Here is a 25,642-nt window from a genome sequence, read left to right on the forward strand (position 1 = left end):
TCAAAAACCTCCTGGTATTACTACTTTGGTTCGCGGTCTTGAGCAATTTGAATCCACTTTTTTTGGCTGGAAACTCGCTCTGGGCAAACTTGTGTGTACACCGTAGCCTTGTAGGGGAGAGGTTTGGAGAGGGGTTTTCCAGATCCCGTGAAAAGTCAGGATTTTGTTTGGGTTTTCGGATTTATATCTGTTGCCTTGTTTTGGAGAGTTGATATAAGAACATGGAACTGACTGAATTATTGGACATTGCTCAACAAGAACGCTCTCAACAGAAACCAGTACAAATTCGTTGTTGTACGGCGGCTGGTTGTCTGTCTGCTAATTCGCAAGCAGTTAAACAAAAATTGGAAGAGGCTGTGAAAGCTAGAGGTTTGGAGGGAGAAGTACAAGTCTCAGGCGTTGGCTGTATGCTTTTGTGTTGTCAGGGGCCTTTGGTGGAAGTACAAAAAGTTGAGGGTGGGGAAGAAGGTAGAAAACAAACCCTTTACGAGAAGGTTACACCTGAGGATGTGCCGAAGATTATTGGTGCTTTGAAGGAGAAAGAGGCAAAGTTGCCGATTATTGACTTACAACAGCCATTTTTTACTTATCAAGCACCAATTGTTTTAGAGAACAGTGGCAAGATTGACCCGGAAAGGATTCAAGCTTATATTGAGGCTCAGGGTTATCAGGCTCTTTACCAAGTGTTGCGGGAGATGACACCAGCTAAAGTGGTAGACAGCATTAGCCGTAGTGGTTTGCGGGGGCGTGGTGGTGCGGGTTATCCGACAGGTTTAAAATGGGCAACAGTGGCTAAGGCGAAGGGAGAGCGTAAGTTTGTCATCTGTAACGCTGATGAGGGAGATCCAGGGGCTTTTATGGATAGAAGCGTTTTGGAAAGTGATCCCCATCGGGTGTTGGAAGGCATGGCGATCGCTGCCTATGCTGTTGGTGCTAATCAAGGTTATATTTATGTTCGGGCAGAATATCCTATTGCCATCAAACGCCTGCAAACTGCCATTCATCAAGCCCAACACCTCGGTTTGTTGGGTAGTCAAATCTTCGAGTCTCCCTTTGATTTTAAAATTGAGATCCGCATCGGTGCAGGGGCTTATGTATGCGGTGAAGAAACAGCTTTGATGGCTTCCATTGAAGGTAAACGCGGTGTCCCTCATCCCCGTCCTCCCTACCCGGCTGAATCTGGTTTATGGGGTTATCCTACCTTAATTAATAACGTCGAAACCTTTGCCAATATTGCCCCCATCATTCGTAAAGGTGCAGACTGGTTTGCTAGTATCGGCACTGGTAAAAGTAAGGGGACAAAAGTATTTGCTCTGGCTGGCAAAATTCGCAACACAGGCTTAATCGAAGTGCCGATGGGTACTTCCTTACGGCAGATAGTGGCAGAAATGGGTGGTGGTATTCCTGATGGTGGTGTTGCCAAAGCAGTACAAACAGGCGGCCCCTCTGGGGGATGTATTCCCGCTTCCGCTTTTGATACTCCTGTAGATTATGAATCTTTAACAAGTCTGGGTTCCATGATGGGTTCCGGTGGGATGATTGTTATGGATGACACCACCAACATGGTAGACGTTGCCCGATTTTTTATGGAATTTTGTATGGATGAATCCTGCGGTAAGTGTATTCCCTGCCGAGTAGGGACTGTACAGCTACATGGACTTTTGAGCAAGATTCGGGAAGGTAAGGCTTCACTCGCTGACTTAGAACTACTAGAAGAACTATGCGATATGGTGAAACACACCAGCCTGTGTGGTCTTGGTCAGTCTGCACCTAATCCCGTATTTAGCACGTTGCGCTACTTCCGCAATGAATATTTGGCATTAATAGCTGAGTGAAAGGATAAATTTACCTCACGCAGAGCCACCGTGAAAAGTTTGAGCGGAGGTTTCTTCCGTTCGCCAACCCCATTTAATTTGTCGCTGTACAGATTTTTGCATAGATTGGGAACTGCTAACTAATTAGCCAGACGTGACATTATTCATCTTCACAAGTTCCTCAAACTCTTGGCCTATAAATCAAAATGTGAGTGGTAAATCATGACGACTACTAAAGGTTAATTCTCCAAGAGGCTAGGAGCAATGTCAGTCAAAACTTTAACAATTAACGACCAACTCATTAGCGCTCAAGAGGAAGATACTTTACTACAAGCGGCACAAGAGGCGGGAATTCATATTCCTACACTGTGCCATTTGGAAGGTGTGGGGGATGTAGGAGCTTGTCGGCTGTGTTTGGTGGAAATTGCTGGTAGTAACAAATTGCAACCTGCTTGTGTAACTAAAGTTGCCGAGGGCTTGGAAGTTAACACAAATAGCGATCGCCTCCAAAAATACCGTCGGACAATTGTGGAAATGCTGTTTGCAGAAGGTAATCACATTTGCTCAGTTTGTGTGGCTAATAATAATTGCGAACTGCAAGACCTAGCTATTGAAATGGGCATGGATCATGTGCGCCTAGAATACCATTTCCCTGATCGCCAAGTAGATGTTTCGCACGATCGCTTTGGTGTTGACCATAACCGTTGTGTACTTTGTACTCGTTGCATCCGTGTTTGTGATGAAATCGAAGGCGCACACACCTGGGATATGGCAGGTAGAGGGACAAACTCTCATGTAATTACCGATTTGAGCCAACCTTGGGGAACTTCCGAAACTTGTACTTCCTGCGGTAAATGCGTCAATGCTTGTCCCACAGGGGCAATATTTTATCAAGGTTCCAGCGTGGGAGAAATGAAACGCGATCGCGCCAAACTCGACTTTTTAGTTACCGCACGGGAAAAACAGCAATGGAACCTTTAGGGAGATATGGGTAAGGAGAAGAGGCAGGGGAGGCAGGGGAGGCAGGGGAGGCAGGGGAAGTGAATTGTATCAAGATTTTCGTGAATTGGTATTACTTAAAGTCCTTGACCTCTTCCTTTCCCCCTGCTCCCTGCCCCCATTCCTCATTCTCCCCATTTATCAGAAAACCAGGAGGTGAAATCAATGCCTAAAACTACCAGACAAGCAAGTAACAGAAGGGACAAAAAGACTCCATCCCCGTTGTCGATGTGCTTATCTGCCACTTCTTTCAAAACTCTGTTTTGGTGGCTACTATTGTTGGGGATAATGACACTGTATATATTCCTGGGTTTAGGAAGTCTAACCCCGCCAACCGCGATCGCTGCCGTCAATCAGTCACAAACAGCATCAAAAGAAGTTCTTTCTCGCTCACTGACAAAATTAGATGACCAATCAGGACAGGTTTGGCAGGTTGTCCTATTCAAGCAAATTTATCCTGATCAAGCCCAAACCGTAAATCTGCGACTTGTAGGTTTTCCTGGTTCTGCGGAATTAATACATCCCCAACCTTTAAAGATTACCACCGCCACAGGTAAAGTCTTCACTGCTGCTGATATTTTTTTAGATGAAGCACCAGCACCCACCATCGGTCAATATGACTTTAAAGATATACTCCCCCAACTACCCACAGAACCCCTAGTTCTAAGCATTTCCTTACCTGGCGATTCCATTAATATCTCAGTTCCCCAACGTGTCGTCCAAGAATGGCAAACATTAGAGTCAGGGATTGACTAATCACAAATTATGATGTCTCGCATAAAATTAGCAACAGTATGGTTAGGTGGATGTTCTGGCTGTCATATGTCCTTTCTGGACTTAGACGAATGGCTGATTGATTTAGCTACACAGGCAGATGTAGTTTTTAGCCCCTTTGCAGATATTAAAGAATATCCCCAAGGAGTAGATGTGGTATTAGTTGAAGGTGCGATCGCTAATGAAGAACATCTAGCCACTATCAAAATCGTCAGAGAACGTTCCCAAATCTTAATTTCCTTTGGTGACTGTGCTGTAACTGGCAATGTCACCGCCCTACGCAATCCCTTGGGTAGTGCTGAATCAGTCTTACAGCATTGTTACATCCAAGCAGCCGATATCAACCCCCAAATTCCCCAAGAGCCAGGGATTGTCCCACCTTTATTAGATCGGGTGACACCAGTACACTCAGTAGTTCCTGTAGATATTTACTTACCTGGTTGTCCACCTTCAGCAACACGGATTCGAGCAGCTTTAGAACCTCTATTACGGGGAGAAACACCCCACCTAGCCGGACGAGAATTTATTAAATTTGGTTGATGATTCCATAGTCATTGGTTCTCTTCTTCCTTATCCGCTTCTAATCTTGCATTTACTCCAAAGGAAATTATGTTAAAAGCATCAGACGTTATGACTAAAGATGTGGCTACCATTCGCAGTTCTGCAACAGTAGCCGAAGCAGTGAAATTAATGCGTGCTAGAGATTGGCGGGCGTTGATTGTAGACCGTCGTCACGAACAAGATGCTTATGGCATTATTAGCGAGAGCGATATTGTTTATCAAGTAATTGCCTACGGTAAAGACCCTAACAAAATCAGAGTCTACGAGGTCATGACTAAGCCTTGTATAGCTATTAATCCCGACCTTGGTTTAGAATATGTAGCCCGACTATTCGCCGATTATCACCTCCACAGAGCGCCTGTAATTCAAGGAGGTTTGCTAGGTATTATCTCCCTCACTGACATTTTGGCTCAAAGTCATTTTCTCGAACAGCCCCACACAATCCTTCTAGAACAACAATTACAAGACGAAATCAAAAAGGCTCGCGCTGTCTGTACTCAAAAAGGTATCAATTCTGAAGAATGCGCCGCCGCCTGGGATGCAGTTGAAGAAATGCAAGCGGAAATAGCACACCAAAGAGCCGAAAAAGTCAGCCCTACAGCCTTTGAAGATTACTGTGAGGAATACCCAGAAGCCTTAGAAGCCCGAATTTATGAATTATAGAAGTCAATAGTCAAAAGTCAGAAATTCTCTTCTCTCCCTGCCCCTGCCTCTTCCTCATCCCCCACGTCCCATGTCTAAAAGAATAATTATCGACCCCGTTACCCGCATAGAAGGTCATGCCAAAATCAGTATCTACTTGGACGATACAGGACAAGTGAGCGATGCTCGTTTTCACGTCACAGAATTTCGCGGGTTTGAGAAATTTTGTGAGGGTCGTCCTCTGTGGGAAATGCCGGGAATTACAGCGCGGATTTGTGGTATATGTCCGGTAAGTCACTTGTTGGCTTCTGCTAAAGCAGGCGATCGCATTTTATCTGTTACCATACCCCCAACGGCTACTAAACTCCGTCGCCTGATGAATTTGGGGCAAATCATCCAATCTCATGCACTCAGTTTCTTTCACCTCAGCGCCCCGGATTTATTGCTGGGAATGGATAGCGACCCCCAAAAGCGCAATATCTTCGGTTTAATTGCAGCTCAACCAGAACTCGCTCGTGGTGGTATTCGTCTGCGTCAATTTGGGCAAGAAATTATTGAAACTCTGGGAGGAGCAAAGATTCACCCAGCTTGGGCTGTTCCTGGTGGTGTGCGTGAACCCCTTTCTACTGAAGGACGTACCCACATCCAACAACGCATTCCTGAAGCCCGTGTGATTGTGTTGGATGCTTTGGAGAAATTCAAGAAATTGCTCAAAGATTATGAAAAAGAGGTGCAGACTTTTGGTAACTTCCCTAGTTTGTTCATGGGTTTGGTAACCCCTGATGGCTTGTGGGAAACCTACGACGGACTGATCCGTTTTGTGGATAGTGCAGGTAATATTATTGCTGATCAGCTTGACCCCACACGTTATCAAGAATTTATTGGCGAAGCCGTCCAACCAGATTCTTATTTAAAATCACCTTATTATCGACCTTTGGGTTATCCCAACCAACACGACCAATGTCGTATAGATAGTGGGATGTATCGAGTAGGGCCGTTAGCGCGACTGAATATTTGTAGTCATATTGGGACAACTTTAGCAGACCGTGAATTAAGAGAGTTCCGCGATCGCACTCAAGGAACTGTAAAATCATCATTTTTCTATCACCATGCTCGTTTAATTGAAATTTTGGCTTGTATAGAACAAATTGAAATTTTACTGGATGATCCAGATATCCTCTCAAATAGATTGCGTTCTGATGCAGGGATTAATCAATTAACAGGTGTTGGTGTGAGTGAAGCACCAAGGGGTACATTATTTCATGATTATCAAGTCGATGAAAACGGCTTGTTGCAAAAAGTCAATTTAGTTATTGCGACTGGTCAAAATAATCTCGCCATGAATCGCACAGTCGCCCAAATCGCTAGACATTTCATCCAAGGTACAGAAATTCCTGAAGGAATGCTCAATCGTGTAGAAGCAGGAATCCGGGCTTTTGACCCCTGTTTGAGTTGTTCCACCCACGCAGCCGGACAAATGCCATTACACATTCAATTAGTCGCTACCGATGGAAGTATTGTTAATCAAATTTGGCGAGGGTGAAAATAAGTAGAAAGACTTAATAAAATCGAGGTTCGTAGTCAGGGCTATAGCCCTTTAAACAAATAATTATGGCAGTAGTCAGTTGTTTTTCTTTACCACTGACCACTGACCACTGACGCGGCGGGGCGACTATCCCTCCTACCCCTTGAAGGAGTAGGTTTCCCGTCGCCTTTGGTGAATTATTGCTGAGAAAATAATGAAAACTATTTGGTAAATTCCCGTAAATTTCTCAGCTAAGTTTTATGTTTGCATCACTTAAGGGTTAATAGGTACGTTGATACTAAGAGGAGTTCACTAGAATAAGTATCAATGTCTATGCAGCAAGTGTCTCATCCTACAGTCATTCTGGGTGGTGGGTTTGCTGGACTGTTTACAGCTTTGCACTTAAGCCAGCAAAATTACTCCCATCCCATCATTTTAATAGAACAGCGCGATCGCTTTAGTTTCAAACCATTGCTGTATGAACTACTGAGTGGCGAACTGCATAGTGAACAAGTTTATCCTCGCTATCAAGAGTTATTAGCTGGTAGCAAAGTCAGATTTGTACAGGACATTGTGCAGTCAATAAATTTATTTCAATCCAGAGTTAGTACAGCTTCTGGTCAGCTTTTCAAATACAGTAACTTGGTACTAGCACTGGGTAGCAAAACAACTTACTTTAATACTCCAGGTGCGGCAGAATACGCAATGCCCTTTACATCAGGGAAACAGGCGATCGCTCTCCGCAAACACTTACATCATCGGCTACATCAAGCCATCCAAACACAAAACTCAGAACGTCGTCGCCTACTGCTGACTGTAGCCATTATTGGCGCAGGCCCGGCTGGTATTGAATTGGCCTGTACACTAGCAGATTTACTGCCCATCTGGTATGACGAGTTAGGTGGTGATGGGAGTGAAATTCGCATTTTTTTAATTAACCGCAGTCGAGAAATCCTCAAAGGCGATGTTAATAGTCATTTGCGCTGCACCGTCCAGCGTGCCATGAAAAATCGTGTTATTCCGGTGGATCTGCTATTTGATGCGGCTGTCACTAAAATTACACCTGAAGGTGTGGAGTACCAACAACAAAACCAAACGCAGATATTACAGGCGGGAACGATCGCTTGGACTGCTGGGACAGTACCTAATCCTTTATTGATGGAGTTAGAAGTTTCCCAAAGTCGAGGACGGTTAGTAGTGGAACCCACATTGCAACTGCCTGATTTTCCCGAAGTCTTTGCCGCCGGAGATTGTGCCATCAATAGCGATCATCCCCAACCACCCACAGCGCAAGTCGCCTATCAACAAGGAATGGCGATCGCCCAAAATCTCAAACGCATGAAGGAAAGTAAATCAACTATTCCCGTAAATATCCAAATGCGGGGTACTTTGATGAAATTGGGCTTAAACGAAGGTGTTGCCAACCTATTCGACAAATTGCAAATCAAAGGACAAGCCGGTCATCTGATTCGGGAAGGAACATATTTACAATTACTACCCAACTCTGCCCACAACCGCAAAGTCACAACTGAATGGTTAAAAGACGAATTATTTCAGCGTCATCGTTCCATCACCCCCATGCAGTTAGGACAAACACCTTGGTTATCTGGAGTTGCTACGGCCGCCGCTACATTAATTTTCGCAACTCCACTTGTTTGGCGCGCTGCCCAACCTGCTCAATTTCAGCAAAACCTTATATGGACAGGCATTCCCACATTACTAGATCACCTCACACCCTCCTCTAAATAAATCAAAATGAAACACCTACTCAACCTCCGCACAGCCTTTATCGTCAATCGTATTACCCTTGGCTTATTCTTCTTTGTTTCTGGCATTGCCAACTATTTAAATTTCAGCGTTCCTAACGGTTTCTATCAAACAGTGACAACTCTAAAACTACAAATAATTGGCCCTGGAATTCCCCCCGGATGGGAAGGTGTGGGGCCACTACCTTGGTTAATTGCTATTCCTTATGCTTGGTTATTGCCCTTAGCAGAAATTATCGTGGGTGTGTTGTTTGCCCTCAATTATTGGGTACGCTGGACAGGATTATTATTAATTCTCATGACATTTAGCATCGTGCTGGCATTTGGTATTATCCCTGCCGGGAGTCTGTTTCCCAATGGTGCAGAAAGCTTTAACAAAAACATCCTCTTCATAACTCTAATATGGATGTGCATTGCCTATGATGCTTACGAACAAAAAATGAGCCGTCGTCGTACTCAAGCAATGACTGATTACGCTGTTACTACTGCTGAAAACGATTTTTAACACAAAATTAATCAGGGCGATCGCTCAATCCCAATAATTCTTTTCACTTACTTAGCGTTGAATAAGAAAAAGAGTACTCAGCAATGCGCGCATTCTTGGTTATGCCCATCCCTACAAGACAGTGTAAATTATCCGTCGCCAATTTTTCTAACACCTTGCAGAACGGGGTAACATAAATTTCTCACCTGTTGCAGCAAATTTACCACGAACCATTAACACTGTTTCTTCTAATTTATGAGGCAATATTTGTACATTTTCAACTTCAAGTAAGTCGGGATGAAAGTAAATAATTACTTCTACTATTGGTTGAGATATTCTAGCTAGAATTTCTGTTAACACAGGTATTTTAGTTGATACTAAATCAAAAATATGTAGTTTTTCGTCTTCTATTTCCACACAAGCAATTAAATTTAAATCTTCTATATAATACATAGTCCTACTGCCTTCGTTGACAAAAAAGACTGGCTTTTCATTTACAACCCCGACTACATGAGAAACTGGTGCGCGTGTTTCCAATAGTCTGTGTAGTAATGCTAAATCTTGGCTTGTAGAAAAATCAAGTATTCTCCAGCCATCTATATTACCTGTAGAACTACATTTCACCTGAAAAATGTATTCTTCCACAACCCGAAAACCAAAAGGTAAATAATACTCTGGTTCTGGTGTTGTTAATACTAGGGTTTCATAAATTTGGTCGCAATATTCCATTACTTCCTCCATCACTTCCCGGTAATACCCTTTTCTACGAAATTCGGGACGGGTAGCTACTCCGTGGATTCCACCCACTGTTACCCTTTGTCCCATAATTTCCATAGGAATTTCTAACACTCCTACGTGGGTAATAGCTACATCATCTTGAAAGCGAATAAAGGGAGTTGAGGCTGATTCCCAAGATGCGCCTAGTTTTCTACCACATTCCACTAACTCATTAAGTCCAGGGAATGTGACTTCTACCAAGTCGAACAGGCGATCGCTCAAGTTAGAATCAGCAAATGAATTTTTAAATCGATATTGCAGCATATTTGTCACTGACTGTTGTAATACTACAATAATACAATAATTATGGAATGAAAATTTCTGCCTTCATCACATTTGCTTCTGTGGTACGTTTTAGTTGAAAACCCAACTTTTCGCAGACTCGTTGCATTCCATGATTATCAGCGAGGATGTCAGCTGTAATGAGTTCGATTTGCTCATCGCGGCCAATTTGCAGTAGTCGCCGCAATAATTCTGTACCTAAACCCTGACACTGATAGCGATCGCTTACTAAAATAGCAAACTCGGCTGTATTGGTACCATGTAATTTGCTTAATCGACCAACGGCTAAAACTTCTCCTTGGGATTCTGCAACTAAAGCCATTTCGCGGTCGTAATCAATAAAACAGATGCGTGTGAGTCGTTCGTGAGTGATGCGATGACTGAGTTTTATCAGGTGGAAGTAACGAAAATAAACGCTTTCTTCGGAAAGTGTTTTGTGGAATTGCACCAACAAAGGTTCATCTTCAGGACGAATCGGACGGATAGTTACAAGAGTACCGTCTTTCATTGTCCAATTTTCTACATATTGTGTAGGGTAAGGTCGAATTGCTAATTTTGGTAGTTGGTCTGCTGTGACATCTGGTTCATGCAATACAACCCGCGCATCTAGTGCAATTAATCCTGCACTATTGTTATTTAAAGGGTTGGGTGGAATTGCCAGCAAGGGATTGATATCAATTTCTTTAATCCAACGCTGTTCCACCACCAACTGACTAAATGCAACCATCAGTTGTTCAAGCCCTTCCATATCAATACTTTGTCGTCCCCGTACACCTTTGAGTGCCTTGTAAATCTTGGTGTGTTCCATCATGCGCCGCGCCAAAGTACTATTAAGGGGAGGAAGGGCGATCGCTCGATCTTGAAATACTTCGACTAATTGTCCCCCAGCACCAAACAACAACACTGGCCCAAACTGCGGGTCAAGGCTACTACCAACAATTAGTTCGTAACCGTCCATTTTTACCATTGGCTGGACTGTTACACCTAAAAAATGCTCACTACCCACTTTCTGTTCTACTGATTCAGCAATCATCCGATAAGCACGACTTACTGCGTCTGCATCTGGAAGATTTAACTGCACACCACCCACATCAGTTTTATGGGTGATTGTCTGGGAATAGAGTTTCACAACAACGGGATAACCAATACTCTCAGCACACCGCACCGCTTCATCTTCAGTTTTCGAGACACAAGTTGCTACAATTGGGATGCCGTAGGCTGCTAAAATCTGCTTGGACTCATATTCGCTTAAAATCGTCCGTCCTGCTTGACGAGCTGTAGAAATCATATTTTCTACGAAATTGCGGTCGGGTAAACCAGATGCAGCATCCACAGGAGATAATACAGGGGTTTCGTAGATACCGCGTAGGTTGTAGCTAGATTGCCACATATAACTGAACACCCGCGCCGCCGTATCTGGATAAGCGTAAGTAGGGATACGTTGACGATTGAGAATCACTTCCCCAGTAGCCACATCTGCACCCCCCATCCAACTCGCTAGGATGGGTTTACCGGAAATTTGGGCGTAGGGTTTCAACTGTTCTGCTGTTTGGGTGGGGTCGGTCATGGCTTGGGGTGTCAGAATCACCAATAAGCCATCACTATTGGGGTCTTTAGCTGCAATTTCTAAAGCTTGGGTGTAGCGTTGGGGGTCAGCGTCACCGAGAATATCAATTGGGTTGCCATGACTCCAGTGTGTAGGTAGGATTTGGTCAAGGGCAGTAATTGTTTCTGGTAAAATTGGGGCAAGTTCGCCGCCAGTCTCAATTAGAGCATCTGTAGCCAGAACTCCAGGCCCGCCAGCATTGGTCAAAATCGTCAGTCGTGGGCCTTTGGGGCGTGGTTGTTTTGCTAGTACTTCCGCCATATCAAACAAATCGGAGATACTATTTACCCGTAACACCCCACAACGCCTAAAAGCTGCATCTAAGACCGCATCACTCCCCGCCAATGCACCAGTATGGGATGCGGCTGCTTTGGCTGCGGCTTCTGTACGTCCTGCTTTAATGACAATTATCGGTTTGGTGAGTGCTACTTCTCGCGCTGCGGAAATAAACGATCGCGCATCACCAATAGATTCCATGTATATGACAATACTTTTGGTTTGTGGGTCATCACCCAAATAATAAATCAGGTCGCCCCAACCCACATCTAACATTGAACCAATGGAAACAAAGGCACTAAAACCCACGTTTTCCTCCATACTCCAATCAAGAATGGCGGTACACAATGCGCCACTTTGACTGAGAAAGCCTACATTCCCAGAACGCGCCATTGAACTGGCGAAAGTTGCATTTAAACCAGTGCGGGGACTCATCACACCTAGACAGTTCGGCCCAATGATGCGAATGTTACCACGATGTGCTTGCTGGAGAATTTGCTGTTCTAAAGCGATACCCTCTGCACCAGCTTCTTTAAAACCAGCAGAAATAATAATTACTCCTTGTACACCAGTATCCACACACTCAGAAATAATTCCTGGTACTGTAGAGGCTGGGGTAGCAATAATTGCCAAATCGACTGTTTCGGGAATAGCCGCAATTGCAGGGTAGGCTTTAATTCCCAGAACACTGTGACGTTTGGGATTGACAGGAAAAACAGTACCCCCAAAGGGATTACTAATTAAGTTCCATAAGATGGTGCGTCCTACACTACCAGCTTTTTCACTAGCACCAATGACTGCTACACTTTGAGGCGCAAAGATGGCATCAAGAGGATTTAACTTCTCTGCCTGCAAAATATCATAGGCGCGATCGCTGCTTGGCATAATTCCTAATTTATATGGCTTTTTAAATTTTAAATTTTGAATTTTGAATTTTGAATTATTATGCTACTGCTCTAGATTCGACCCAGAAGTTGTTAACTTTGTCAAGTATTTGGACGATTTTAACTAAAGCGATCGCTTTCCCTGCTTCCATCGTCCGTGAGAAGCGATCGCCTACTTCAAAATTCATTCCGGGGATTGTCACCCACCAAGCAACTGGAAAATTACCATGAATGGCTTCAGTCAAAGCTAAAAGCGATCGCGGATCGCCTGTATGGACGTTGCTGTCAATATCACAAGCTGGTAAGAGTGATTGTACTTGTACATCAAAATTTTCCACTGGTAAGCAAGCATCAACAAAAATAGCCAAATCAACACTTGCTAATGAGTCCACTAAATCAGGGGTAAGTTGATGAACTGCAACGGATTCGACAGATGGTAAGTGCCAAGAAGCTATCTCATTAGCTATCCATTGTCCAATACCGTCATCACTCCGCAGATCATTACCATATCCAATCACCATTACCGTCTTTTTCATGATTGTTAGCCCTCACACAAGTTCCTTTTCTAACGCTATCGGATAGATTCGCGCTATGTTTCAAAATAAGAGGAAAATTTGAGGAACTTGTGAGGACACAAAATTTCGGGACAATATCGTTACTGTAAGCTCAACTTCCCTAAATTCTCCTTTCGCCATTGAGCATCAAATTTACGATTTGTTTGTAACTCTAAAACCCGAATCCCTGTAGTTGGTAATGGGTTTAATTTTTGCTGTAAATGCTGCCAAGAAGTAATTAATTCATGCTGGACACTATATGTAGTACATAACTGAGCGAAATCAATATCTTGAGGAGTAGCAAAAAATTCTTCAAATGGTGGGTCAAAGTTGGCAATGGGTAACATTTCAAAAATTCCCCCACCATTATTGTTGATCAAGATAATTGTCAGATGACCGACAAACTTATTTCTCATTAAAAAACCGTTGGTGTCATGCAATAATGCTAAATCTCCTGTGAGCATGACACTACTTTGGTGACGGTGAGCAATTCCTAACGCCGTAGACAATGTACCATCAATACCGTTTGCACCCCGATTAAAATGCGATCGCACTCCTAAATTATTTGGTTTCCAAAAATATTCCACATCCCGCACAGGCATACTATTTGCAATAAATAAAGGTGTTTGCGGTGGTAATATCTGAGAAAGTAACCAGGCGGTTTTACATTCCACTAATTCCTGCATTTTGTCCAAAGTATCATCCACATTTGCCCTAACCTGAGCTTCAGCAATACACCACAATTGCAGATATTCTGAAAAAGCAGCAGATTTCTCTCCCCCAACTCCCAAATCTTCCACCCTCATTCTCAAATGTGTCGTTCTCCCATGCAGAGGGTCGAGGTTTTGGTCACTGGGGTCAATTACCCAGCGTCGGGGTTGGTTGGTATCTATCCAAGTACGTAATTCCTTACTAGTTGGCATATCACCTACTTGAATTACCATATCTGGTGATAGCTGTTTTGCTAATTGGGGATTGCGTAAAATCAAGTCGTAGGTGGAAATTAAATAGGGATTGAGGTCAGCATAATTTCTGACTGGGGAAAGTCCCTCGGCTAATACAGGCCATTGTAGAGTTTGAGAAAGACTGGCGATCGCTTGACAATATTCCCGTGGTTGCTGTGGTTGAGCGACACCAGCAATGATTATCCCTCGTGGAGATTGTAACCATACCTGGGGAATGAGAAATTGACACTGGGGAGAGGGGAAGGGAGTATTGATTCCTGCAAAAAATTCTTCTGGATGGAAATTAGATAGCAAATAGCTTAAGTCTGCACCATCGGGAATGGGTGCGAGGGGGTCACGAAAGGGAATATTTAAATGTACTGGACCTGGTGTTGGTGCTTGCGTTTTGTACCAACTATGAATTACTATTTGTCGCAGATATCCTAGCATTCCCACGTCTGGTACTGGTAAAGCTAACTCAGCTTGCCAGTTAGGGTAACTACCATAGAGTTTTACCTGATCAATAGTTTGTCCAGAGTGACAGTCCCGCAATTCTGGAGGTCTATCGGTGGTTAATAATAACAATGGTACGCGACTTTCTTTAGCTTCAATAACTGCTGGATAAAAATTTGCTCCCGCAGTTCCAGAAGTGCAGACAATCGCCACGGGACGACCAGTTGCTTTGGCTACTCCCAAAGCAAAAAAAGCGGCGGAACGTTCATCAAGGATGGGAATTGCTTCAATATCGGGTGCTTGTTGGGCAAAAGCGATCGCTAAAGGTGTCGAACGGGAACCAGGACAAATTACTACACAAGCCAATCCCAAACGCTTGAGTGTTTCGGTGAAAATATAAGCCCAAAGTTGATTAATATTTTTCATTAGTCCATAGTCCATAGTCCATAATTATTCTCCCCTGCTCCCCTGCTATAGTGAGGCAATTAATTTGCAGAGGCGTAAATTTAGATGGACTGCATTCACTTAACAGAAATTCGCTGCTATGGCTACACTGGTTATTTGCCAGAGGAACAGGTGTTAGGACAATGGTTTGAAGTGGATGTAAAATTATGGTTAGATTTATCCGCAGCTGCCAAGAGTGACGAAATTTCCGACACCCTAGATTATCGCAGCGTCATTAGCTTGATACAAGACTTGGTGAAAACTTCTAAGTTTGCCCTAGTCGAACGGTTAGCTGGGGCGATCGCTGATTCTATTATTCAGCAGTGTCATCAGGTAACACAAGTCCAAGTTATCCTCACTAAACCCGCCGCACCAATTCCCGATTTTGGCGGCAAAATTAGCATTGAATTAACTAGAAGTCGGGCTGAGTAATACACTACAACAACTAATCTATCGTTGCCAAATCCGCATTGTTTTATCTTTACTGCTACTGACCAGGATTTGCTTTTCTGAGTTGGTAGCGATCGCTAAAATCCCACCAGCATGACCAGAAAGGGTATCCAGTAATTTACCCGTTTGCATATTCCAAATTTTCACATCACGATCAACACTACCACTGACAAGAGTTTGTCCATCTATTCCCAAACTCAGAGTAGCCAACTGTGCGGTATGTCCCACTAGGGTATGGACTAATGCACCCGTTTGCATATTCCAAATCTTGATAGTTTTATCCCAACTAGCACTAGCAAGTGTCTTACCGTCGCGGCTGAAGACAACTGATCTCACAGCGTCTTGATGTTGAGCGATCGTCCTGAGAAGTTTACCTGTACGTACATCCCAAATTTTGATAGTCTTGTCAATACCTCCAGTGGCGATCGTTTTGCCATCAGGGTTGAGATCAACAGAAAAAACCCGACCCCTATGAGTCCTAATGATGCGGAGGAGTTTACCTGTGTGGGGGTTCCAGATTTTGACTCTACCACATTCATGACCACTGACTAGGGTCTGTCCATCACGGCTGATAGCCACTGACCAAACTGCACCAGAATAAGAAGTGAGAGTTCTTTTGAGCTTGAAGGTCTGAAAATCCCAAAGCTTAATATTATTGTCTCCACTCCCACTAATCAAAGTCTTTCCATCTGGACTGAGAGCGATCGCTCTGACAATATTAGTATGTCCTTTGAGTGTAGATATAACTTTTCCTGTCTCTAAATGCCAAACCTTAATAGTTTTATCTGCACTAGCACTAACCAAATTTTGCCCATCCCTAGTGAGAACAACAGACCACACGGAATCTGCATGACCAGCTAAAGTTTGAGTCGGTGTAATATCTTTTTCCTCTAAAGCAGGATTGCTAGTCGGGGTAGGTTCTGGAGTTTGGGGAACACTACCAGCAAAAGGCGTGAAATTCAGGAAATAGTAGACACCAAGGACTAAAGTCAGTAGTGAAGTCATGCTGGCGATGATCGTCAACATCAAAGTCAATTTCCCAGACAAGGGAACAGCTTTTTGCTGATTTCTTAAGTGAGCTTGAGTCAGGAGTATGCGTTGGTATTCTTTTGCTGACTGCGCTGACAGAGGGATAGACTGTGCAGATGACCTATTTTTTTGTGACTTGATGATGGCGTGATGGCGGCTTGCACCCACCATGACCGGAGGTAATGCTTTATCTTTGGTAGAAGAAAATAAATTTTGCTCTGCAATGGAAATAGGCGGTACTTTCTCTTCCTGTTCAAACACAAACAAATTCAATATTTCCCCACGTTGAAGCGCCTTCTGGCTTTGCTCAATCATCTCTTTGGGTATCTCCACCCCAGTACGAGCAGGTTGGTAACTCTTCAAGTCGGGAGCGACTAAACTTGTCAAAGAAACCGGGAAATTTTGCCTATCTATAAGGGTTATTGGCCCGGTGCGTAGACAGATAAAAATATCTTCGAGTTGGATAGGCTGTAGTTTACCAGCTAAATAATAACAAACAAAATAAGGAACATTGCTGCGACCGAAATCATCTAATCCATCGTTGTATAACCAGCCAAACAAACTATGCTCAGAAGTTACCTGATATAGATACGCAGCTCGGTAGCCAGGACTTGGCGGATTATAGGAATCCCAGTGCTGATAAACAACCTGTTGAATGAAGGCTTGCTGAATTTCCGTAGGAACTTCAGTGCTGACTACGGTTCTAAATCCTACAACTGGAAAGCTGGTATGTACAAGTTGGTCTAAGAGAAAAGAGGACATACGAATCTGTAACACCCTAATAAGTATTAATTAGCAACTTCATTTTGTGGAGTAGGGTTTGGTGATTGATTTGTTGTAGGGCTGGATGTAAATATATTGGTAGCAAATAAAAGTGAAGCGATCGCTCCCAGGACAATAATACTGACTAAATACATAACTAAAATATACTTGCGGCTTTTTAGTGGGAGTAGCTGATCAATGGATGACCTATGGGTTAATTCACTCACCGAATCTTTTGGGGATGGAATATTGTCTGTTTGATTAAGTTGTGTCAGCAGCCAAAGTAGTGGATTAGCCGCACCTTGAGCCTTGAGACGAGGAACACCATCTAAAGAAACAATAGGTATAGCAGAATAAAACTTTTGATAAGTGGCTTCCACCGAATTAAGGTAAGTGGTCAAGGGTTGTAGATTCTGGTCAATTTGTAGCAAAATATCTGGATTGAGTTCCAGTAGGTCGCATTTAGTCAAAATTATTGCAAAAGCATATTGTATATTATATTTGACGACTACGGAGGCGATCGCCGCTACTTGGTTGTAAATGTCCTCAATTACTCGTGGGTATTCTTGATCTTTTATTAAACCATAAGCATTAATAAATACACAGCAGCCATTGGAAGTAAATATCATGTCTTGAAAATCAGGATTATGAATATTACAGGACTCACCCGGAATATCCCACCAGCGAAAATCGCATACTGTTTCCACACCCGAAGGAATTCGACGTTTTAAACTAAAGTTAAAGTTAGTAATTTTAATTGTTGGTGGTGGATATAGACCAGTACGAGCAACATGATTTTGAATCTTTGCTAAATTTCCTTGCACTTCGTTATCTTGACAATCAAACCACAATTGCTGAGGATCATCTGATTGACTATCTGGATGTAATTCTGTGTAGCTACCGGCTAGGAAAACTGTTTTGCCTACTCCTCGTTGACCAATACTTAACAAGCTAAATGTTTTTGGGGTAGTTGCTGGTAATGAGTTCATATCATCGTTTTTCTGTAATAATTCTTTGTCCGTACATAAATTTTATTTAATCATGTATGGCAATCCGATTTAATTTCTGAAAAAAATCTAAGTGTATGCAGTGGCATAATAAGTCTAAGAGAACACCAAAAAGTAAATTATCCCCTATTGGTTATTAGTAGCGCGCGTCGGTAGGAATAATTTTTGGTGTTGCTGATTGAGAATATGAATTTATCTCACGCCAAGGCAGATATCGCCAGAGGAACTCGTAAAGTAGGCGCAAAGGTACAAAATAATCACAAAAAAGGCTTGGTCAGACCAAGCCTTTATGTATACCAAGCATTTACTACACCAAGTTTAATTTAAACCCTCTATGACTTTAGTTCATCTGTCCTTAGGCTGTATGCAAATTCTCTCAAAACTGGTAAAGACTAAATTGGTTATCATAAAAAAGGCTTGGTCTGGAACCAAACCTCGATAATTGCTGTGCTTAACAACGTACTATTTAATTTAATCTGACTGTTTTTGCTGATCATCTTCCTTTAGTATGTGTTACCAAAAATGAGAAAATGGTATGTTAATCTAATTAAAAATCAGCAAATAAAATTTTAAGTTGCACATTTTATAATTCTGGTGTGGTAGCGTTTTTTAGGTGTAGAAAAGACATAATTCTAGACTCTATTTCCTAGTCTCTAGTCCCTTTGTCTGATGAATTTGTACTACACCGATTGCTCTGTTTCAAAAATTCTTGTGCAAAGTCTATAGCTTTTTCTGTTAGATGAAAAGAAATTAGGACTGTAACAAATTCAGCTTTTGAGCCACGATCGCCACAAAATTCAGAAATAAAAAACCTCCCAAATTGGGAGGTGAAAAATTAAGCAGAGACGACTTGTCTACCTACACCAGAACAACAGCGATCGCTCCTCCTAAAGCAGCGAAAATGGCGGAAACCACTGCTGTAGCAAACAACCACCAAGAGGCTGAAGCTGCGGCTTTCCGGGTTTCTTCGGCTTGCCGTTGGGCTTGATGCTTGACTTCTTCTAGGCGGCGTTGCGCTTCGTGTTGTAGGCGTTCGGCGCGTTGTAATACGGTGTTACGCGCCCGTTCGATTTGGTCAATCACCCGGTTGGCATCTTCCTCAGAGATGTCCTCGCGGGAACTGACAATGGCTACTAAGGTTTCGCGGTTGAATGATGACAGGCGATCGCGCAAAGCATCAAATCCAGCCTGTGGATCGTCAAACAAGGTGCGAACATCGTGTTTAATGCCATCGTAGTTGAGTTCAGGACGTTCCAACGAGTTGAGATAGTGGCGGATGCGGGCGAAAACGCCGTCAATCACATCTTGAATCCGTCGTTGGATACCCCGCACCTGTTCCACAAATTGATCCCTAACGGAAACGATATTATCGGCAATTCTGGCTGCTTCCTCATCGCTCATATCTTCCCGAATCTTCAGCAGGGCAATAATTGTAGAACGGTCAAAATGGGCTAGGCGATCGCTAAAGCTTTCTACCCCGACTCGTGGATCATGCAGCAATAATTGCAAGTCACGTTTAATTGCTTCAGGATTCAATTCTTCCTTACCAGTTTGCCGCAAATATTCTTCCAAATAAGCTTGGAAGTTTTGTACCTGTTGCTGAGTACGGGTAGCTAGGCGACGCGGCGCACGGACAATGTTACGAATAGAACCTTGTACTGAGTCGATCACTTCATTGACTTGCTGTTCACTCAAGTCTTGGCGTTGACTGAGTAATTTCACTAAAGTATCTCGGTCAATGTGCGACAAGCGACGGCGCAGTGCAACTGCACCTTCTTTGGGGTTTTCAAACAGTCTATTTAAATCCCGTTGAATTCCTTCAGGGTTGAGTTCTTCTTTGCCAGTCTTCCGTAGGTAATCTGCAATGGTTGTAGTTACAGAGTCGTATTGTTCTTTGGCTTTGTCAGCTACCATTTGCGGTGAGTGGCGGACACTATGCCAAGTATCTTCTACGGTATGAAGAATTTCGTTTATTTGGTCTTCACTCAAATCTTGACGTTGATTGAGTAACTGCACCAAAGTATCACGGTCAAAGCGAGACAATCGTGCTTGAATTGCAGAGATTCCTGCTTGGGGATCTGCCACTAGGGTTTTCAGATCGCCACGGATGGCATCAGGGTTTAATTCTTCTTTGCCAGTATTCCGCAGATATGACTCGACATTCAACCACAGAGTTTCTGCTTGATATTTTGCTTGGTCTGCCAAGTTCTTGGATTCCAACAAAACGCGATCGCGCTGTCTTTCCAAATCATCGATAATTCTGTCCGGTTCACCTGGCTGCATATCATTGCGTTCTAGCAATATCTGCTGCATTTGGTAGCGGTCAACTATCGCCAGTCGCCGGGACAGGGTTTCATAATCTGCATCTGAGTCTTCCAGTATGGATTTGAAATCTTTCTCAATCCCTTCTGGAGTCAAATCTGCTTTACTTGTCACCAGCAGATAACTTTCAATTCGCCGTTGCAAATCTTGGGTGATTTCTCTTTCTTCTTCGGCTGTAACTATCACTAGCACTGACTGACGCACCGCTTCTAATTGGTCGGCGATGTGCTGGATTTGTGCTTGGGTGAGTAGTCCCCGTTGTTGTAAAATCTTGACAAAATCATTGCGGGAAAGTCGTTCTAGTTCCCGGCGCACTGTACCAGGGTCGGCGGCTGGATCATGGATGACATCGCGGAATTCTTGAGCAATTCTTTGCTCACTTAGTTGCCAAGCATAGGTGTTAGACAGATAATTTTCCACATCAGCCCGAATGGGGCTATATGGTTGTGATGGCGTGGGTAAACCTAATTTATCTGCTTGTTCTGTGGCTTTATCTTTAGCTGTAGTTAAGGTGTGCCAAATTTTTTCCACATCTAAATCAGACAAATCTGCTCTCCCCAAAGCAATCCCAGTCAGTGCGGATATCCCTTGCTGGATTGTGCTTTGAATTGGCCCGGCTGTGTCTTTTTGTCCTGTTTCCTTGGCGGAACGGCTTTCAGTGATTAACCTGTCTAATTTGGCGCTGAGTTCATCAGTCTTAGTTTGTCCCGGCGGCAATGATTTGAGATAATCAACCAACTCACCCAAACGGTCTGGAGTGGGTTGTTGCTGAGATACCACTTGCTGCCAAACATTGTACAGGGTGTCAGCTATCCGCTTGACCTCTCGTTTGGAAAGGTCAGTCCGACTACTAACTAATTCAATGAACTTTTGGCGGTCGATATTTCTTAAGTCAGGGCTACCGGCGATCGCTTGTAATTGGGGGTCACGAAGTAACCTTTCAAACTCACTGCGAATATTAGATATATCTAACTCTGGCGGGCGCAGTTTTTCAATATAATCTTCTATGTTTTCGCGGATACTGATCGGATCCATTGCACTGCCAAATTCCCGGCGCACGGCGGAGGCGGCGGCTTCTGCTGTGGCTACTACTTGCTGATTCACAGCTTTTGCACCCAAAGCGGCGGTGGCTGTCCCCATAATCGCCTGAAAGCCAGAGGTAGCTGTATTGACTACTGAACCGATGAGGGAACCAACTGTAGTGGAACTCACCCAAACCAGCAACAAAAAGTATGCGCCCCAAATCACTAGACCGAGAATTGCACCTAGTCCTGGATCAAAAATTACCAGGCTGAGTCTCACGGCGAGGAAAGAAGCAACTAATAAGGCGATCGTTACAGTGATTAATGTCCACAGACCCACAGCTGTGCCGATTTTGCGAATCGTGCCACCAAGACTTCCCGTTTCGCCTGTATCTGAACTTGAGTCAGATGAATGCCCCAGGTAGGAAATACCTGCGGCTACAGAGAGGTTGGTTAATACTAACTGGAAGGCAAAAGCTAAAATCACACCAGAAAGCATAGCTACAAATAAGCGTGGCCCGGAAGTCAGAACCGATGCCTGTGCTGGTGTAATCCCCGTTCTATCCACTGGAATCTGTGCCGCCCACAATAGGGGCTTGAACAGTTCCAATGTTATTTCTGTACTTTGAAACATTGTATTTCCTTGTTCTAAGCAATTTAAATTTGGATGGATTTAGAATTTTGTCAGTTACAACTGTAATTTCTGTATCTATCGCAATACCCAAATCTTCTTGCTTACAGAATCCAAGAATTTACTACATCAAAACATCCCCCCAAAGTTTGAAACCTATATCCTGCGGTAGATAGAACTTTAGCTTTTTGAGGATAGTAATTCTCCTCTCATTTCATCTCAATATTACCGGAGAATCCTTATTAAGTAAGCTTATACGAGGTTTATTTTAAATTACTGATTTCAACTTCATTTATTTATTTAAATAAGCTGTTTATCAATAAAATTCTCTATTAAATTTACATTTATTTACAAATAGTATTTTTATCACCTCCTGAAGGTGTATTTGACAGTATCAAAATATCAGCAGTAATCGTCCCCTAGAAGTGGCTATACTTTGTACCCACCGACAGAAAGCAACTTACTGATGAATAGCTAAAGTAAAGTTAAGTAACGCAATTATTCAGGATAAAAAAATGGAAACTCGCCCTTCTACCGATTTACCAACAGTTGCACCAGAATACAATGGCGTAGACCGTAACGCTTTTCTGTTTGGTTGGAATCCCCAAGCTGAGATTTGGAACGGACGTTTAGCAATGATTGGTTTTCTAGCTTACTTACTTTGGGATTTAGCAGGTTACAGCGTACTGCGTGATGTATTACACCTCATCGGTTACTAGAAAATTCAATAGTTGAATGTTAGGGACTTCCAGATAAAAAAATATCCAAGTAGGTTGGGTGCGTCAGTGGAAGAAAACCTAGCTGTACCAGGAAATTATTCATACTGACGCACCCTACTAACCGTCAATTTGGAATAATTTATTTTTTGGTGTTCCCTTAGCTCTATTTAGGAGGAAAAACTATGCAAACTCGTGAAAATCGTCCATCAACTGATTTACCACCAGTCGCACCCGCATACAACGGCGTAGACCGCAATGCTTTTTTGTTTGGCTGGACACCCCAAGCTGAAATCTGGAATGGTCGCTTGGCAATGATTGGTTTTCTCGCTTATTTACTGTGGGATTTAGCAGGCTATAGCGTCCTACGTGATATATTGCACCTCATTGGATACTAAACTTGAGTTTCTTTTTCGTGAGGGATGACTATCCTCTTGAAGAAATTCATAATTAAAAGCTACAGATACCCGACTTCTCAAACAAAGTCGGGTATCTGATTGTTAATGAATGATTTAGTTTATATTAAGGAATTTAGCCCTTTATAAATTGAAAAATAACTCGTAATCTAAATCAAAAATCGAAGAAACACATACAAAGCTGAAACCACCAATTGCAGTACGGTTACTGGAATACCATAGCGTAAGAAAGTTTTAAAAGAAATGCGCCGTCCGTGCTGTTCAGAAATTCCCGCCGCTACGATATTAGAAGATGCGCCTACGAGTGTACCATTACCACCTAAAGTTGCACCAAACATCATGGCATAAAACAATGGTAAAACTTCTGGAGGAAATTGCCCTTGAAAGTCTCGCGCCAAAACTTCTGCGGGTGCTAACCCGACTGTCACTAGATATTGTTTGAGCAAGGGAAGCATTCCCACTACTAAGGGAATATTGGGTACTAAACTGGACAATATTCCTACGAAAAACAATAAAAACAGAGAACCTAAGATAATATTTTTCCCTAAAATAGCTGATAATATTCCTGATAAACCACCAATTACACCTGTTTTTTCTAAACCTCCAATCAAGACAAATATACTCATAAAAAATATCAATGTACTCCAGTCTACATCGCGCAAGATATTGTTGACTGTATCAATCTTGCTCTGGTGAGACAGTAGTAAAGCCAAAGCTGCACCTAACAAAGCCACCGCAGCCGGAGAAATAGGTATTGGTAGGGAGTCTCCGATGACAAAAAACAGCAGTACCAACCCAACAATTACTGCACCAACAGTTAAAACTCGTGGATGATTAATTTGTGGATGTGGCAATTCTTCCAGACTTTCTAATTTAGTATGCCAAATTTTGCGGAATAAAAATGGCAGAGTTGCAATTATAGTAGCAACAGCAATGACACCACCTAAACTCAATTTTCCTAAATAATCTATAAAGCTGATATTAACAGCATCACCAACAATAAATGTTGCAGGATCACCAACTAATGTTAATAAACCTGCACTATTGGCAGTTAACACCATCAATATCAGTAAAGGTACAAAATTTATCCCTATTTCCTGCGCCATTGGTGGAATTAAAGGCGCTAACAACATTACTGTTGTCGCATTTGGTAAAACTGCACAAATAGGAGTAACAATACCAACAATACTGAGTAATAGACGTTTACCATCGCCTCTAGCTAATATCACTATTTGAGTTGCTAAGTAATCAAATATTTTGGTAGGCTCAAATGCTCTGACTAACACCATCACTCCAAAGAATAAACCCAGTGTACTGTAACTATTACCAATGTAAGCAACAGCTTCTTCTAAGGTCATAACGTTGCTAAATACCAGTAACAATGCTCCTAATAAAGCAGCAATAGTTAAATGCACCCATTCCGTCATAATTAAGAAGATGACGCTGATAAATACAATGACACTGAGGATCGATTGCCAGTTTTCCACGTCGTACTCCTTGCAGTTTATGTTGTTGCATAATAGCGAAAAAAGCCACCAAAGTGTAGGTGACTTTTTTATCTATTTTCATTTAGAAAAATAATTTTAGAAATTATTTTCTCAATTATTCATCTATACATTCAGGAATCCCCAAGACAGCACAGGGAAAATTAGCACCCAATGTTTCAATTAGAGGATGATAAAAAGATTGACAACCCACAAATAAAACATCAGCCGATGCAAATTCTGCAACTTTTCTCAATTCTGTACTCACACAACCAAAACGTAAATGAGATTTAAAAGAACCTTGCCATTCTTCAGACAAACTTCTTGCTTGCCAGAGAACTCTATCTGCTTCTTGTAGTGGTTTTACTGTGTCTGTTTGCAGATAAGATTTTATTCCTGTCAGTTTGGGCTGAGTGATTACAGATGTGGCAGATTTAGTTTCTGCACTTACCGAAAATTCTCTTGTCGGTAAATGTTTAGCAAAGTTCAAAATATTATAATAATCCGTTGTAGGATGTTCTTCTATTACATAGACAGCTTGCACCGTGACTTCTTGATTAGTTGCTAACCTTGTTTGATGGGCAATCCAAAAGGCAATATCCAGTGCAGTATGGCTGTTAGGAGAAGCATCATAACCAACAATTAAATTGATTGATTGTCTTGTTTGACCTTGTTTAGGTTCTGGTAATAATACCATTTGGTCAATTAGATCATCACGACCCATAGCACTTTGCAGGCGTGCTAACATTGGCTTAATTTTCACAGTTTTAACTTCTCCCAAACTTAACGAACAAATAAATGAGAAGCAGGGTAAAAACGGAAATTAATATCCGTAAGGAAGCCCCAATAACAACTGGTATAAAAGCCCAAGTTTTGGGGGTTCCTTCCATTGCCGACGGAGTTAGCTGACGGGCTAAGACTGGAAGGTGTCTCTCCTAAGATGCGCCCCATAACATGGTTCCTCCGTTCCAAATTCTGTCCAACTTAATTTGAATTAGGCTACCCACTAAAGAGATAA

Annotated in this window: 21 protein-coding genes and 1 riboswitch; of the genes, 12 read left to right on the forward strand and 9 right to left on the reverse strand. The window is 42.6% G+C overall.

What is annotated here, in order from left to right; genetic code table 11:
• The first annotated feature begins 221 nt into the window (after positions 1 to 221).
• The 8 genes from H6G18_RS21455 to H6G18_RS21490 all read left to right on the forward strand — a co-directional run bounded on the left by H6G18_RS21455 (position 222) and on the right by H6G18_RS21490 (position 8,586).
• Complete coding sequence (locus tag H6G18_RS21455; protein WP_190409125.1) at positions 222 to 1,835, forward strand: NuoF family protein; 1,614 nt, start codon at positions 222 to 224, stop codon at positions 1,833 to 1,835.
• A gap of 243 nt (positions 1,836 to 2,078) precedes the next feature.
• Positions 2,079 to 2,795, forward strand: coding sequence for a bidirectional hydrogenase complex protein HoxU (hoxU, locus tag H6G18_RS21460; RefSeq protein ID WP_190409126.1), 717 nt, complete (start codon positions 2,079 to 2,081; stop codon positions 2,793 to 2,795).
• Positions 2,796 to 2,978: 183 nt separating this feature from the next.
• Positions 2,979 to 3,569 (forward strand): DUF3122 domain-containing protein, encoded by a 591-nt coding sequence (locus H6G18_RS21465; protein WP_190409127.1) that lies wholly within the window; start codon positions 2,979 to 2,981, stop codon positions 3,567 to 3,569.
• Positions 3,570 to 3,581: 12 nt separating this feature from the next.
• The gene (locus H6G18_RS21470; RefSeq protein WP_190409149.1) at positions 3,582 to 4,127 is read left to right on the forward strand and encodes an NADH-quinone oxidoreductase subunit B family protein; all 546 of its coding nucleotides are present in this window, start codon (positions 3,582 to 3,584) and stop codon (positions 4,125 to 4,127) included.
• Between the two features lie 69 nt (positions 4,128 to 4,196).
• On the forward strand, positions 4,197 to 4,811 hold the full coding sequence (locus H6G18_RS21475; protein ID WP_190409128.1) for a CP12 domain-containing protein: 615 nt from the start codon (positions 4,197 to 4,199) through the stop codon (positions 4,809 to 4,811).
• Between the two features lie 70 nt (positions 4,812 to 4,881).
• Positions 4,882 to 6,333, forward strand: a complete 1,452-nt coding sequence (locus H6G18_RS21480; protein ID WP_190409129.1) for a Ni/Fe hydrogenase subunit alpha — start codon at positions 4,882 to 4,884, stop codon at positions 6,331 to 6,333.
• A gap of 309 nt (positions 6,334 to 6,642) precedes the next feature.
• Positions 6,643 to 8,064: an NAD(P)/FAD-dependent oxidoreductase gene (locus tag H6G18_RS21485; RefSeq protein ID WP_242040434.1), complete on the forward strand. Its 1,422-nt coding sequence runs from the start codon at positions 6,643 to 6,645 to the stop codon at positions 8,062 to 8,064.
• 6 nt (positions 8,065 to 8,070) lie between these two features.
• Complete coding sequence (locus tag H6G18_RS21490; protein WP_190409130.1) at positions 8,071 to 8,586, forward strand: DoxX family membrane protein; 516 nt, start codon at positions 8,071 to 8,073, stop codon at positions 8,584 to 8,586.
• A gap of 147 nt (positions 8,587 to 8,733) precedes the next feature.
• Here the strand turns inward: H6G18_RS21490 and H6G18_RS21495 are convergent, their stop codons facing one another.
• The 4 genes from H6G18_RS21495 to menD all read right to left on the reverse strand — a co-directional run bounded on the left by H6G18_RS21495 (position 8,734) and on the right by menD (position 14,767).
• Complete coding sequence (locus tag H6G18_RS21495) at positions 8,734 to 9,606, reverse strand: GNAT family N-acetyltransferase (protein ID WP_190409131.1); 873 nt, start codon at positions 9,604 to 9,606, stop codon at positions 8,734 to 8,736.
• 40 nt (positions 9,607 to 9,646) lie between these two features.
• Positions 9,647 to 12,391: a bifunctional acetate--CoA ligase family protein/GNAT family N-acetyltransferase gene (locus H6G18_RS21500; RefSeq protein WP_190409132.1), complete on the reverse strand. Its 2,745-nt coding sequence runs from the start codon at positions 12,389 to 12,391 to the stop codon at positions 9,647 to 9,649.
• Positions 12,392 to 12,449: 58 nt separating this feature from the next.
• Positions 12,450 to 12,926 carry a hydrogenase maturation protease gene (locus H6G18_RS21505; protein WP_190409133.1) on the reverse strand — a complete coding sequence of 159 codons (477 nt, stop codon included), beginning with the start codon at positions 12,924 to 12,926 and terminating at the stop codon, positions 12,450 to 12,452.
• Positions 12,927 to 13,045: 119 nt separating this feature from the next.
• The gene (gene menD / locus H6G18_RS21510) at positions 13,046 to 14,767 is read right to left on the reverse strand and encodes a 2-succinyl-5-enolpyruvyl-6-hydroxy-3-cyclohexene-1-carboxylic-acid synthase (protein WP_242040435.1); all 1,722 of its coding nucleotides are present in this window, start codon (positions 14,765 to 14,767) and stop codon (positions 13,046 to 13,048) included.
• 84 nt (positions 14,768 to 14,851) lie between these two features.
• Between menD and folB the strand changes: the two genes are divergently transcribed.
• Positions 14,852 to 15,217, forward strand: a complete 366-nt coding sequence (folB, locus tag H6G18_RS21515) for a dihydroneopterin aldolase (protein ID WP_190409135.1) — start codon at positions 14,852 to 14,854, stop codon at positions 15,215 to 15,217.
• An 18-nt stretch (positions 15,218 to 15,235) separates the two neighbouring features.
• On the opposite strand, the gene H6G18_RS21520 is transcribed toward folB, so the two are convergent.
• Both H6G18_RS21520 and H6G18_RS21525 read right to left on the reverse strand, forming a co-directional pair.
• Positions 15,236 to 17,026: a WD40 repeat domain-containing protein gene (locus H6G18_RS21520; protein WP_190409136.1), complete on the reverse strand. Its 1,791-nt coding sequence runs from the start codon at positions 17,024 to 17,026 to the stop codon at positions 15,236 to 15,238.
• Between the two features lie 26 nt (positions 17,027 to 17,052).
• Positions 17,053 to 18,015, reverse strand: coding sequence for a hypothetical protein (locus tag H6G18_RS21525; RefSeq protein WP_190409137.1), 963 nt, complete (start codon positions 18,013 to 18,015; stop codon positions 17,053 to 17,055).
• Positions 18,016 to 18,219: 204 nt separating this feature from the next.
• On the opposite strand from H6G18_RS21525, the gene H6G18_RS21530 reads away from it, so the two are divergent.
• The gene (locus H6G18_RS21530; protein WP_190409138.1) at positions 18,220 to 18,360 is read left to right on the forward strand and encodes a hypothetical protein; all 141 of its coding nucleotides are present in this window, start codon (positions 18,220 to 18,222) and stop codon (positions 18,358 to 18,360) included.
• A 531-nt stretch (positions 18,361 to 18,891) separates the two neighbouring features.
• On the opposite strand, the gene H6G18_RS21535 is transcribed toward H6G18_RS21530, so the two are convergent.
• Positions 18,892 to 22,011, reverse strand: coding sequence for an MFS transporter (locus tag H6G18_RS21535; protein ID WP_190409139.1), 3,120 nt, complete (start codon positions 22,009 to 22,011; stop codon positions 18,892 to 18,894).
• A 512-nt stretch (positions 22,012 to 22,523) separates the two neighbouring features.
• Here H6G18_RS21535 and H6G18_RS21540 point away from each other — a divergent pair.
• Positions 22,524 to 22,727 (forward strand): chlorophyll a/b-binding protein, encoded by a 204-nt coding sequence (locus tag H6G18_RS21540; RefSeq protein WP_190409140.1) that lies wholly within the window; start codon positions 22,524 to 22,526, stop codon positions 22,725 to 22,727.
• A gap of 182 nt (positions 22,728 to 22,909) precedes the next feature.
• Complete coding sequence (locus tag H6G18_RS21545; protein ID WP_190409141.1) at positions 22,910 to 23,122, forward strand: chlorophyll a/b-binding protein; 213 nt, start codon at positions 22,910 to 22,912, stop codon at positions 23,120 to 23,122.
• Positions 23,123 to 23,289: 167 nt separating this feature from the next.
• Here H6G18_RS21545 and H6G18_RS21550 read toward each other — a convergent pair whose 3' ends face one another.
• Together H6G18_RS21550 and H6G18_RS21555 are read right to left on the reverse strand one after the other, a co-directional pair.
• The gene (locus H6G18_RS21550; RefSeq protein ID WP_190409142.1) at positions 23,290 to 24,627 is read right to left on the reverse strand and encodes an ArsB/NhaD family transporter; all 1,338 of its coding nucleotides are present in this window, start codon (positions 24,625 to 24,627) and stop codon (positions 23,290 to 23,292) included.
• Between the two features lie 115 nt (positions 24,628 to 24,742).
• Entirely contained in the window at positions 24,743 to 25,372 is a 630-nt protein-coding gene (locus tag H6G18_RS21555; RefSeq protein WP_190409151.1) for a universal stress protein, read from the reverse strand.
• A 127-nt stretch (positions 25,373 to 25,499) separates the two neighbouring features.
• Positions 25,500 to 25,635: riboswitch (cyclic di-AMP (ydaO/yuaA leader) on the reverse strand.
• Positions 25,636 to 25,642: the final 7 nt, after the last annotated feature.

The sequence above is a fragment of the Anabaena subtropica FACHB-260 genome (assembly GCF_014697105.1).
Lineage (GTDB): Bacteria > Cyanobacteriota > Cyanobacteriia > Cyanobacteriales > Nostocaceae > Trichormus > Trichormus subtropicus.